10 protein-coding genes are annotated in these 11,886 nt (G+C 68.6%); 5 read left to right on the top strand and 5 right to left on the bottom strand.

What is annotated here, in order from left to right; translation table 11 throughout:
• Positions 1-8: 8 nt before the first annotated feature.
• Positions 9-1,169 (top strand): aminodeoxychorismate synthase component I, encoded by a 1,161-nt coding sequence (locus tag GH2_RS10755; RefSeq protein WP_066167169.1) that lies wholly within the window; start codon positions 9-11, stop codon positions 1,167-1,169.
• Between the two features lie 39 nt (positions 1,170-1,208).
• Here the strand turns inward: GH2_RS10755 and GH2_RS10750 are convergent, their stop codons facing one another.
• Both GH2_RS10750 and rsmI read right to left on the bottom strand, forming a co-directional pair.
• Complete coding sequence (locus GH2_RS10750; RefSeq protein ID WP_066167401.1) at positions 1,209-2,285, bottom strand: tellurite resistance/C4-dicarboxylate transporter family protein; 1,077 nt, start codon at positions 2,283-2,285, stop codon at positions 1,209-1,211.
• An 8-nt stretch (positions 2,286-2,293) separates the two neighbouring features.
• Positions 2,294-3,178, bottom strand: a complete 885-nt coding sequence (gene rsmI / locus GH2_RS10745) for a 16S rRNA (cytidine(1402)-2'-O)-methyltransferase (RefSeq protein ID WP_066167166.1) — start codon at positions 3,176-3,178, stop codon at positions 2,294-2,296.
• Between the two features lie 56 nt (positions 3,179-3,234).
• Between rsmI and GH2_RS10740 the strand changes: the two genes are divergently transcribed.
• Entirely contained in the window at positions 3,235-4,791 is a 1,557-nt protein-coding gene (locus GH2_RS10740; protein ID WP_066167398.1) for a dolichyl-phosphate-mannose--protein mannosyltransferase, read from the top strand.
• On the opposite strand, the gene GH2_RS10735 is transcribed toward GH2_RS10740, so the two are convergent.
• Both GH2_RS10735 and GH2_RS10730 read right to left on the bottom strand, forming a co-directional pair.
• On the bottom strand, positions 4,739-5,959 hold the full coding sequence (locus GH2_RS10735; RefSeq protein ID WP_066167163.1) for an MFS transporter: 1,221 nt from the start codon (positions 5,957-5,959) through the stop codon (positions 4,739-4,741). The two genes, GH2_RS10740 and GH2_RS10735, sit on opposite strands and share 53 nt — an antisense overlap.
• Positions 5,960-6,060: 101 nt before the next feature.
• Positions 6,061-6,927 (bottom strand): universal stress protein, encoded by an 867-nt coding sequence (locus tag GH2_RS10730; RefSeq protein WP_066167159.1) that lies wholly within the window; start codon positions 6,925-6,927, stop codon positions 6,061-6,063.
• A gap of 218 nt (positions 6,928-7,145) precedes the next feature.
• On the opposite strand from GH2_RS10730, the gene GH2_RS10725 reads away from it, so the two are divergent.
• On the top strand, positions 7,146-7,451 hold the full coding sequence (locus GH2_RS10725; protein WP_066167156.1) for a hypothetical protein: 306 nt from the start codon (positions 7,146-7,148) through the stop codon (positions 7,449-7,451).
• A 12-nt stretch (positions 7,452-7,463) separates the two neighbouring features.
• On the opposite strand, the gene GH2_RS10720 is transcribed toward GH2_RS10725, so the two are convergent.
• Complete coding sequence (locus GH2_RS10720) at positions 7,464-9,149, bottom strand: cation:proton antiporter (protein ID WP_066167153.1); 1,686 nt, start codon at positions 9,147-9,149, stop codon at positions 7,464-7,466.
• A gap of 156 nt (positions 9,150-9,305) precedes the next feature.
• On the opposite strand from GH2_RS10720, the gene GH2_RS10715 reads away from it, so the two are divergent.
• Both GH2_RS10715 and GH2_RS10710 read left to right on the top strand, forming a co-directional pair.
• Positions 9,306-10,316 (top strand): AurF N-oxygenase family protein, encoded by a 1,011-nt coding sequence (locus tag GH2_RS10715; protein ID WP_066167151.1) that lies wholly within the window; start codon positions 9,306-9,308, stop codon positions 10,314-10,316.
• A gap of 10 nt (positions 10,317-10,326) precedes the next feature.
• Positions 10,327-11,820 (top strand): 4Fe-4S binding protein, encoded by a 1,494-nt coding sequence (locus GH2_RS10710; RefSeq protein WP_066167148.1) that lies wholly within the window; start codon positions 10,327-10,329, stop codon positions 11,818-11,820.
• Positions 11,821-11,886 lie beyond the last annotated feature (66 nt).

Below are 11,886 nucleotides of genomic sequence, written 5' to 3'. Positions count from 1 at the left end.
GGCCGCGCATGACCGCCGTTGCGGTGTCGGCGCTCGACGTCGTGCACGCGCTCGATTCCGCCACTGCGCGCCGCGGGCTCCCCGGACCGGCCGCTTTGATCGGCGACTGGGCCGACGCCGACGCGGTGATCGCCCCCTCGATCGCCGTGACCGCGGGTGTCGCACCGCCGGACCGTCCCGACGAGTTCTGGTTCGGTGCGCTCGGCTTCCCCGTGCGGAGCGGCGAGTCACCGTTGCCGGAGGTGGTCGGTGGTCTCACCGACGGTGTGCTCCGGCTGGTCGACGGCGCGTGGTCGTGGGTCAGCGCGTCCGGAGCCGCCCGGCCCGGCTGGGTGACCGACGCGCTCGCCGCGACGACTGACCGCGCCTCCTGGCACGCCGACTGGGCGGTCCCCGACCGCGACCGCCATCTGCGCGCCGTGCAGCAGTGCCGCGACGCGATCGTCGCAGGCGAGGTGTACCAGGCGTGCGTCTGCACCCAGTTCAGCGGCCTGCTCCACGGTCGCCCGCTCGATTTCTTCGCCGACGTCGTCGCCACCACCGCACCCGCCAAAGCGGCGTGGCTGTCCGGGACGTGGGGTGCCATCGCGAGCTTCAGCCCGGAGTCCTTTCTCGACCGACGCGGCAGTCGGGTCACGTCGTCGCCGATCAAAGGCACCCTGCCCGCCTCCGCCGACCCGACCCTGCTCGCCGCCTCGACCAAAGACATCGCCGAGAACGTGATGATCGTCGATCTGGTCCGCAACGACCTCGGTCGGGTGGCCCGCACCGGCTCGGTCACCGTCCCCGATCTGCTGACCGTAGTCGGCGCGCCCGGGGTGTGGCATCTGGTGTCGTCCGTGGCCGCCGACCTCGCCGACGACGTCGGCAACACGGCGCTGCTCGATGCGACGTTCCCACCCGCCTCGGTGACCGGAACGCCGAAGATCCGCGCGCAGGAACTCCTCGCCGACTGGGAGGAACGAGCGCGCGGCGTCTACTGCGGTGCGCTCGGGATGGCCGGACCCGACGGTCTCCTGGACCTGAACGTCGCCATCCGCACCGTGGCGATCACGCCGGACGGTGCGCTGACACTGGGCGTCGGCGGCGGCATCACCATCGACTCCGACCCCGCCGCGGAGTGGCAGGAATGCCTGGACAAAGCGGCGTCGATCGTCGCCTTCGGGTGACGACCGACGCCCGCGGCGTCCGGCGCGTGCACGCGGCGGTCAGCCCGGTCCCGCGCGCTCGGCTGTCCGGGCGATCGCGGACTGCGCCCACCGCACCAGTGTCAGCAGGAAACCCGCGAACGTCAGCGCCCAGGCGACGACGGCGACCCAGATCTCGACGTGGCCGATGGTGTCGAGGAGCGGTATGTCGTTGACGGTGCCGAGCTGTCTGCTTCCGACGCCGTACATGCCGAGCGGGAACACAATCGACCAGAACGAGATGTCGTACGACAGCGGGACACGATGCCGGATGTGGCGCCAGTAGCCGGCGAACAGGAGCGGCGGGACCAACCACGTTCCGAACGCCCAGAAGATCACCGACCCGGCCTCGATCGTCGACTGGGTGACCCGCAGAATCGGCGCGTCGGCCATTCCCGCGATGTTCGCGCCCGCGACCACGGTGATCGCCGTGGCACCCATCGCGATCCAGTAGGCGCCGCTGAGCTCTCCCGGCCGCAGTTGGTGAATGAACACGCGGGACGCGACGAACAACGCGACGGCGACATACAGGAACACACCGACCGACCAACAGAGCACGGCGAGCAGCGCCAGCTGCGCTCGACCTGTGTCGACGTGCGGTTGCACCGCCGCGGCCAGGACCGCGACCGACTGCGTCGCGACCACCCACAGGAACCAGGTGCCGTCGGCGCGTTCCAGCTGCGATTCACTCGCCCCGGTCGAGAACGCCAGCGGCGGCAGCAGATACCCGAGGACCAGCCACAGTCCGGCGGTCACCGCGAGGAACACGACGGCGGCCGCGAGCTGCCCGTCCAGCATCACGCGGGAGCCCAGCACGCCGGTCGCGGCGACGATCGTGAAGAAGCCGAACGTCCTCGTCGGCACCCGCAGATCCAGTGCGACGACCTGCCGAAAGCGCAGCAGTCGCGCCAGGTTCATCAGGACCAGCACCGCATAGGCGACGCCTGCGATCGCGAACAACACCGTCGACAGCACGTCCCAGTGCTGTGCCTTCGCGGCAATCGAGACGATGCCGGTCGCCATGACCATCCCGAAGTACGCCGGATTCAGTTCCCGGACGGCCCGGCCGGCCGCCTCCGGGATCGCGCCGCTCCGCATCGCCACCCTCACTCGCTCCGCGCTGCCAGGACCGCCTGGTAGACGTCGCGACGCGAGAATGGCGTGCCGGCGGCCGCCTGCGCGCAGGCCTCCTTGAGTCGGACTCCGCCCTCGGCGAGCTCCTGGGCGCGGGCGGCGACGTCGTCGATCTCGACGGACTCGTCGACGGCCGGGGCGCCCGCCAGCACCACCGTGATCTCGCCCTTCACACCGTCGGCCGCCCACGCAGCCAGTTCGGCGAGCCCGCCGCGCCGCACTTCCTCGTATGTCTTGGTCAGTTCCCGGCAGACCGCGGCACGACGGTCCTCGCCGAGGACCGCGGCGGCGTCGGCCAGGGTCTGCGCCAGCCGGTGCGGCGACTCGAAGAAGACGACCGTGCGCGTCTGCGTGCGCAGCTCGCTCAGCCACTCCTGACGGGCGCCGGACTTGCGGGGTGCGAAGCCGTCGAAGCAGAACCGCTCGGACGGCATCGCCGATAGTGCGAGCGCCGTGGTCACGGCCGACGGTCCCGGCAGGCAGGTCATCGGCAGGTCCGCGTCCGCGCACGCGACGACCAGCCGGTAGCCGGGGTCGCTGACCGACGGCATCCCGGCATCGGTGACCAGCAGGACGGTGGCGCCGTCGGCGATCGCCTGAATCAGGCCCGGTGTGCGCGCCGCCTCCACCTGGTCGTAGTAGCTGAGAACGCGCCCGGTGATCTCGACGCCGAGAGCCGCTGCCAGGGCTCGAGTGCGGCGGGTGTCTTCGGCGGCGACGATGTCGGCGGAGCCGAGCGCGGCACGCAGTCGCGGCGACGCGTCGTCCGGCTGTCCCATCGGCGTCCCCGCCAGAACCAGACGCCCTGCTCCCGGCTCGCCCGCCACGTCGACGCCGGTGCTCCGGTCCCTACTCATCACCGACTCAGACTACTGATCCGGCTACCATCGCTCAGGTGACCCCTGCCGCCTCCATCGAACGCGCGACCGTCGCGGACCGCGCGCTCACCGAAGACCTGGGCACGGCACCCGGTCCGCAGGTCCCCGAACCGGTGGTCGGCGCCACCGACCGCCTGCGCGGCACCATCGTCGGCGCCGTGCTGACCCTGATCGCCGTCGCCACCCGCTTCTGGGATCTGGCGCATCCCACCGACAACGGCACCCCCGTCTTCGACGAGAAGCACTACGTCCCCCAGGGCTGGCAGGTCCTGACCGGCGACAACTTCATCGAGGACAACCCCGCGTACGGTCTCGTGGTGCATCCACCTGTCGGGAAGTGGATGCTCGCGCTCAGCGAATGGATGTTCGGGTACAACCCGATCGGCTGGCGGTTCGTCTCGGCGGTCTCGGGCGTGATCATCGTCCTCGCGGTCTATCTCACCGTGCGACGGCTGGCCCGCTCCACGCTGATCGGCGCCATCGCAGGCGTCTTCGCGATCTGCGAGGGCGTCCTGTTCGTGCAGTCCCGGATGGGCATGCTCGACATCTTCCAGATCCTGTTCATCACCCTGGCCTTCGCGGCCTTGGTGTCCGACCGCGACCAGATGCGACAACGCATGCACCGGGTCTGGGAGGAGGGCCGGATCGGTGACTCCCCGTTCGGTCCGCGATTCGGTTTCCGCTGGTACCGGTTCGCCGCAGGCCTGATGCTCGGACTCGCGTGCGGCACCAAGTGGTCGGGCGCCTACTTCGTCGTCGCGTTCACGCTGCTCTCACTCGGATGCGACGTCGCCACGCGTAAGGCGTATCACGTGCAGCGTCCATGGATGGGGGTGCTGCGGCGCGATCTGATCCCATCGGCGTCGTCGCTGGGACTGATGCCGTTCCTCATGTATCTGGCGAGCTTCGCGCCGTGGTTCGCGTCGGAGACTGCGGTGTACCGGTATGCGACCGGGGAGAAGATCGGGGTCGACGGCACCTGGTCGTGGCTGCCGAATGCGGTCCGCTCGTTCTGGTACTACGAGTCCGGAATCCTCGAGTTCCACGCCGGACTCACCAACGCGGCGGGCAACCACCATCCGTGGGAGTCCAAGCCGTGGACGTGGCCGATGGGCCTGCGGCCGATGCTGTACGCGATCTCGTACGGACCCGACCAATGTTCGGGCGCCGACTGCATCCGCGCGCAGATGCTGATCGGCACACCGGCACTGTGGTGGCTCGCGCTTCCCATGGTCGGGTGGGCGCTGTGGCGGATCGCATCGCGACGCGACTGGCGCTATGTGGCGGTCCTCGTCGCCTACGGCGCGGGAATCGTCCCCTGGTTCGGCGACATCGACCGTCAGATGTACTTCTTCTACGCCACCGCCATGGCGCCGTTCCTGGTGATGGGACTGGCGCTGGTGTGCGGGGACCTGCTGCGCGCTGCGCCGCGCGGCGCGCAGTCGGAGCGACGACTGCTCAGTGTGCTGGCCGTCTCCTTCTATATCGCGCTGGTGATCGCGAACTTCGTCTGGCTGTGGCCGGTCCTGGTCGGCGCCCCTATTTCGAGCGTGGAGTGGAATCAGCAGATCTGGCTGCCGAGCTGGTCGTGATGGCGCCCGGCACCGACAGCCACATCACGAGGGCGAACAGCACCACCCCGCCGGTGACGACGAACGCCGTGCCGTACCCGACCGCGTCGGCGATGAATCCGGTGACGATCGGGCCCGAGACGGCGCCGACGTCGGACGCCATCCCGTAGGCGGCGAGTGCCGATCCGCCGCGGCGACGGCCGGCCAGCAGGTCGCCGAGCGCCGCCTGGTGCGTCGGTGCGAACAAGCCCGAGCCGACTCCTGCGACGGAGGTGAGCACCAACGCCACCCAGATGTCCGGCGAGAAGCCGAGGGGCAGCGTGCCTGCCGCCGCCACGATCAGACCGGGGAGCATCACCGCTCGCCTGCCGTACCGGTCCGACAGCCGTCCCGAGATCAGAATGGCGACCATGTTGCCCGCCGCGTAACAGGCCAGAATGATGCCCGCCCAACCGGGACCGGAGTTGAGCCCCTCCTCGACGAACAACGGGACCAACGCCACCCGGACGCCCATCGACGCCCATCCCTGAGCGAAGTTCGAGGTGAGGATGGCCCGATACTCACGCGTCTTCAGCGACGAGAAGAAGGCCGGTGCCGCCGGGAGTTCGCTCTTCTCGTCACCGGTCGGCTCCGGCTCCGGTGGCGGGGGCATGAATCCGGCCACGACGGCCGCGGCGATCAGCAACGCGATGGCGTAGACGACGAACGGGAGTCGGAGTCCGTACCCGACCAGCGCGGCGCCGATCAGCGGACCGGTGAGGTTGCCGACCAGGAAACCCGCCGAGAAATAGCCGGACGCACGCCCGCGGAGTTCTTGCGGCGACAGTCGGATGAGCAGCGCCATCGCCGAGACGGTGAACATCGTCGAGCCGATGCCGCCTGCCGCGCGGGAGACGAGGAGCTGCCAATAGCTCTGCGCGAAGGCGCACGCCGCGGTGCTGACCGCGACGATCAACAGACCGGTCAGATAGATCTTGCGTTCACCGAGGATCGTGACCAGGCGTCCGCCCGCCGGGGCGAACATCAGGCGCATCAGGGCGAACGCCGAGACGACGAAGCCCGCGGCAGCCGTCGAGACGTCGAAGTTCTTGGCGAAGATGGGCAGCGCAGGGGCGACCAGGCCGTATCCGAGGGCGATCACCGCGTTGGCGATCAGCAGGATCCACAGCCCGCGAGGGAGGTTTTTCATTGTGAGTTCAGCGTAGCGAGGGCGTCCGAACAGCAGCCGCTCCGTACGTCAGACCACAGTGGCCTGACGTACGGAGCGGCGGCGGCCGCTGCGAGTGTCGGTCAGCGGCGCGCGATCATCACCGGAACGTGCGCGTGGTGCAGGACCTTCTGGCTGCGTGAACCGAGGAGCAGGCCGGTGAACCCGCCGCGACCACGGCTGCCCATCACGATCAGCGACGCGGAGTCGCCTGCCGCGTCGAGAATCGCCTTCGCCGGCTCTTCGGGAACCACCACTCGTTCCACTTCCACGTCGGGGTAGTCCTCGCCGTACCCCGCCATCCGCTCGGCGACGGCTTCGACGGCCTGCTGCGACATCTCGTCGATCTCGGCGGCGTCGAGTCCGAAGCCGTGGAGGGCGTCGGCGTCGAGCGGAGTCCAGGTGTGCACGGCCACCAGCTTCTTGCCGCGCAGATCGGCCTGACGGTAGGCCTCCGCGACGGCAGGGTCGCTGATCTTGGAGTCGTCGACGCCGACCACCACCGGCCCGTCGCCGCCGAGCGCTCCGCCCGGCACGATCACGACGCGCCCCTTCGAGTGGGCGGCGACGCTGGTGCTCACGGATCCGAGGAACAGTCCCTTGACGCTGCTCAGGCCGCGCGTGCCGAGCACCGTCATGTGCGCCTTCTCACCGAGTTCGAGCAGGACGCGAGCGGCGTCGCCTTCGACGATCGAGCCGTTCAACTTCACGTCGGGCGCCACTTCGCGAGCAACGGCGGCGGCATCCTGGACGAATCCGGTCGACTCGCTGCGGATCGCGTCGATCACGTCCTGCGGGATGACCAGACCGGGTGCGTAATCGCTGGTCGTGGAGCTGTACGCGGCAACGATCTTGAGGTCGAGGTTCTCGGCCGCAGCTGCCGCGGCCGCCCACCGGACCGCGTTGGTCGATTCGGGCGATCCGTCGACGCCGACCAGAATCAGGCTCATTAGCGACTCTCTCCTTCACACCGGCCCGAGACGCTCTCGCCGCGCCCGTAGTAAGCCTCAATTCCATTGTCCATCACGATCCTTGGGTGCGCATCGGTACGAACACCTCGTGTCCCGATCGGTGCAGTTCGGATCCGTACAATGGAGTCATAAGGACTCTGCCCCGCCGGAGTCTTTTCCGTCCGCACCCGCCCACAATGAAATTTCAGGAGTCTTCGATGAGGTCGGCCATCTTCTCGTCGCGCGAGTTCCGTCCCGCGGCGATCCACGTCGCCGTGACCATCGGATTGGGCATCATCTGCGCGATCGCGGCCGGTTCGGTCGACGGCGACGGCCTCACCAAGGGGCTGATGCTGGCATCGCTCGCCGTCGTCCTCGTCGGCACGCTCGCCGCCGGTGCCCGCACCTTCATCAGCTCACGGGCCGGCGGGCGCTGGCAGGTCTGGCAGGGCGCGTTCTGGCTGCTCCTCGGCTTGTCGTTGCTCTGGTTCACCAGCGTGCTGCCGACGATCCTCTTCGGCTGACCCCTCGAGCCATCAATGCGGCCGGTAGGCGCCGATGCTGATCTCCTCGGCGTCGAGCCGTTCGAGTGCCGCCGACAGCGCATCCGAGCTGTAGGCGCCGCGGTCGCGGAGATCGATCAACTCCACCCGCTGTCGATCGATGATGACCCGGCGCACCCGCCGCATCTCAGCGGCGTTATGCAGTCTGAGGTCGAGGGCGTCGCCCTCGAAGTCATCGTCGGCTTCCAGGGCCCTGACCTGTTCCACGCTGCGCGCCAGATAGCCATCGGTGCCGCACACCGACGGATCGTGCAGGACCTCCTCGCTGATCGCGACCATCTCTCGATTGAGGCGACGGCGCTCGGCGGCCGCGTCGGCGCGCTGGTCCGGCAGCTTGAGCATCGTGATGAACGGCCCCAGCGTGCCGCCTTGAAGCATCAACGAGCCGGCCGCGACGACGAACGCGATGAGGATGAGCAGCGATCGGTAGGGCGTCTCCGCAGGCAGCGTCTGGGCCGCAGCCAGGGTGACGACCCCGCGCATCCCCGCCCAGACCACCACGTAACCTTCACGGACGCCGATCGACGAGGTGCGGTAGTAGTCGATGTCCGCGAGCCGACGGTCGATCCGACGTTGGAGGTTCCGCGTCATCCGATCGGCGCTGACCTCCGCATCACCGAACCGGTTCTGCATCTGCTCCAGCAACGGCGCTCGCGCGATCACGCGGCGCGATCGCCGAGCGATCCCCGCCACCAACGCCATCACCACCCCGAACCGGATCGCCATCAGCAGAGCGAAGGCGATCGCCGCGGGCCACACGGCGTGCCACACCGTCTCGTGACTCTCCCACACGTCCTCGACCAGCGCTTTCAACTCCAAGCCCATGAGCAGGAAGACGCCGCCCTCCAGCAACAGTTCGACGGTGGCCCAGGTCTGCTGATCGGACTGCCGATGCGCGGCGGTGAGCCGTCGGAGTGAGCCACGTCCGGTCACCAACCCGGCGGCGACGGCGGCCACCAGACCGGACGCGCCCATCACCTCGGCCGGTACGTACGCGATGTACGGGGTGGTGAACGAGATCGCCGTGGCGACGGCGACGTTGGAGATCTGCTCGCGGATGCGGACGAAGACGAAACCGACCAGGGCGCCGACCACGACCGCCGCGAGAATCGCCCACACGAACGAGACCGCGACGCCGATCAGCGAGACGCTCGTCGCCATCGCCGCGATCGACGCCCGCAACACCACCAGCGCGCTGGCGTCGTTGAACAGGCTCTCACCGGAGAGCACCGTGACCAGTCGTTGTGGTGCACCGACGCGTTTGACGGTGGCGGTCGCGACGGCGTCCGTCGGGCTGAGGATGGCGCCGAGCGCAACCCCCGTCGCGTAGTCCGCGTCGGGCAGGATCCACATGAAGAACACGCCCAGCAGCAGCGCGCTCACCACCACGAGCACGATCGACAAGGCGCTGATCGCCTGAAAGTCACGTTTGAAGTCCATCGCGGGCAGGGCGACGGCACCGGCGTAGAGCAGGGGCGGCAGCACGCCGATCAGGATGATCTCCGGGTTCACCGAGATGTTCGGCGCCGTCGGCAGGTAGCTGACGGCGACACCGACCGCGACCAGCAACAGCGGTGCGGCGATTCGCACGCGAGGCGCGAGCTGGTTGGCGCCGGCGACGGCGAGCACACAGACGACGATGATTCCTACGATCTCCACCCGAACATTGTCCCTGCCGACTGACCTGTGATGCAGGCCACCCCGGATGAACCGACACTGATTGTGCCATCGAGCATTGACAAGATTCCGAAGCGGTGAGACGCTGAAGCCACTAGTTCGGAGACCTTCGTCCACCGACGAGCTCAGGAGAAGACCATGACGACAACTCAGCCCCGGCCGACCACCTACACGCCGCCGGCCAAGCACGCAGTCGAGACCGATTACGAGCAGGTTCTCGACGATCTCTCATCGGCGTCGGTCAGTCGCAACTTCGATCCCTACCTCGACATCGACTGGGATGCGCCGCACATGGCCGTCGTCCCCGACGATCCGCGGTGGATCCTCTCCTCCACGGTCGACCCCATCGGTCGGCACCCGTGGTACCAGGCACTTCCCGAAGAGAAGCAGATCAAGATCGGCATGTGGCGCCAGGCCAACGTCGCCAAGGTCGGACTGCAGTTCGAGTCGATCCTGATCCGCGGCCTCATGCAGTACGCCGACCGCCTCCCCAACGGTGACAAGCGGTTCCGCTACACCACACACGAGGCGAAGGAGGAGTGCAACCACACCCTCATGTTCCAGGAGCTGGTCAACCGCATCGGCATGGAGACCAAGGGCATGCGGCCGTGGCTGCGCCGCCTCTCCCCGATCATTCCGCTGTTCTCCACGCTGACGCCCACCGTCTTCTTCTTCGGTGTGCTCGCGGGCGAAGAGCCTATCGACCACATCCAGAAGGACTTCCTGCGTGCCAGCGAGGACATGCATCCCGCGATGTCCGCCGTCATGCAGCTGCATGTCGCCGAGGAGGCGCGGCACATCTCGTTCGCGCACAATCATCTGCGGACCACGGTCCCGCCGAAGGGTCGGTTCGCCAAGTTCCTGCTCTCGATCGCGATGCCGATCGTGATGCGCGTACTGTGCGGCGCCATCGTCGTGCCGCCGAAGGAGTTCGAGCGCGAGTTCGACGTCCCGCGCGAGGTCCTCAACGAGATCTTCTGGGACTCGCCGCAGTCGGCCGCGTTCCTGGCAGGCGTCTTCGGCGACGTCCGGATGCTCGCCGAGCAGTGCGGTCTGATGAATCCGGTCGCGCGTCGGGTCTGGCGGGCGCTGGGCATCGACGGCCGCGCGTCGCGCTACCGCAGCGAGCCCGCTTACACCGCGAGCTGATCGGCAACCAGTGCCTCACGTCATCACGCAGGCATGCTGTGGCGACGCCTCGTGCGTCTACGCATGCCCGGTCAACTGCATCCATCCCACACCCGATGAACCCGATTTCGGCATCGCAGAGATGCTGTACATCGACCCGGCGACATGCGTCGACTGCGGCGCGTGCGTCAGCGCCTGCCCGGTCGGCGCCATCACCCCCGGCCATCGCCTGTCGGAGACCGCCGCACGGTTCGCGGACGTCAACGCTGGTCACTACCCGGACTCGGCACCCGGCGACGCCCGCTTCCCGGTCCGCCAGGAGTGGCGACTGCCCATGGCGCCGATCTCGAAGCCGAAACGACTGCGCGGTGCCGCACCCGACGAACTGCGCATCGCCATCGTCGGTTCGGGTCCGTCGGCGATGTACGCCGCCGACGAACTCCTCAAGCACACACAGGTGACGGTGACGGTGTTCGAGCGGCTCTCAGAGCCGTTCGGCCTCGCCCGGTTCGGCGTCGCGCCCGACCACGAGTCGACACGGACCGTCACGAATCTGTTCGACGAGATCGCGCGCGACCCGAACCTCGAGATCCGGCTGAACACCGAGGTCGGCCGCGACATCAGCCTCGACGAGCTGCGCCGCACGCACCACGCGGTGCTGTGGGCGGGCGGTGCTCCCACCGATCGTCCCCTGCAGCTCCCCGGCGTCGACCTCGACGGCGTCCAGAGCGCGACGTCGGTCGTGGGCTGGTACAACGGCCATCCGGATTTCCGCTACTCGGCTCCCGACTTGGACACCGAACGGGCGGTCGTGATCGGCAACGGCAACGTCGCCCTCGACGTCGCTCGGATCTTCACCGCGGACCCGGACCGGCTCGCGCCCACGACGATCGACCGGACGGCGTTGGCTGCGCTGCGCGGATCCGCGATCCGCGAGGTGGTCGTCGTCGCACGACGTGGACCCGAGCATGCCGCGTTCACGCTGCCTGAGTTGATCGGCCTCGCCGACGGTCCAGCCCGCGTCTGGGTCGATCCCGCCGAGCTCGTCGACGTCGACGCCTCCGATGTGGCCGACACGACGATCGCCGCCAAGATCGCCTTGCTGGCGGAGATCTCCCAGCGGCCGAAACCGGACGAGCCGTTCATCCGGCTGTCGTTCGGGTACACGCCGCAGGAGATCTGCGGTGATGCCCGAGCGACCGGCGTCAGGTTTGTCCGGACCGGTACCGACGAGGAACTCGTGATCCCGGCCGGCCTGGTCTTGTCGGCCATCGGCTACCGCGGTCGGCCAGTTCCAGGTCTGCCGTTCGACGAGGCCACGGGCACTGTCGCGAACGTCGCGGGACGGATCGTCGACGGCGCCGAACCGCTGGCCGGCCTGTACGTGACCGGCTGGATCAAGCGCGGTCCGTCGGGATTCATCGGCACCAACAAGACCGACTCCGGAGAGACCGTGCGGAAGCTGCTCGCCGACGCCGAAGCCGGTGCGCTCCCCCGCCCCGGCGGCGCGCCGGTCGCCGTGTAGATCATCCACAGCCCGGCATCGGGAATGTCGGAGCCTGTGGACAGCGTGGGAGCCGAAACCACCGGC

It is taken from the genome of Gordonia hydrophobica NBRC 16057 (assembly GCF_001592365.1).
Lineage (GTDB): Bacteria > Actinomycetota > Actinomycetes > Mycobacteriales > Mycobacteriaceae > Gordonia > Gordonia hydrophobica.
Note: the sequence above shows the minus strand (reverse complement) of the source record. Positions and strands in the feature narration are given on the sequence as shown.

What these genes read in the sequence shown, in the direction of transcription:
- GH2_RS10755 (WP_066167169.1), top strand. Translation starts at nt 9, where the DNA reads ATGACCGCCGTTGCGGTGTCGGCGCTCGACGTCGTGCACGCGCTCGAT.
- GH2_RS10750 (WP_066167401.1), bottom strand. Translation starts at nt 2,285, where the DNA reads ATGCGGAGCGGCGCGATCCCGGAGGCGGCCGGCCGGGCCGTCCGGGAA.
- rsmI (WP_066167166.1), bottom strand. Translation starts at nt 3,178, where the DNA reads ATGAGTAGGGACCGGAGCACCGGCGTCGACGTGGCGGGCGAGCCGGGA.
- GH2_RS10735 (WP_066167163.1), bottom strand. Translation starts at nt 5,959, where the DNA reads ATGAAAAACCTCCCTCGCGGGCTGTGGATCCTGCTGATCGCCAACGCG.
- GH2_RS10730 (WP_066167159.1), bottom strand. Translation starts at nt 6,927, where the DNA reads ATGAGCCTGATTCTGGTCGGCGTCGACGGATCGCCCGAATCGACCAAC.
- GH2_RS10725 (WP_066167156.1), top strand. Translation starts at nt 7,146, where the DNA reads ATGAGGTCGGCCATCTTCTCGTCGCGCGAGTTCCGTCCCGCGGCGATC.
- GH2_RS10715 (WP_066167151.1), top strand. Translation starts at nt 9,306, where the DNA reads ATGACGACAACTCAGCCCCGGCCGACCACCTACACGCCGCCGGCCAAG.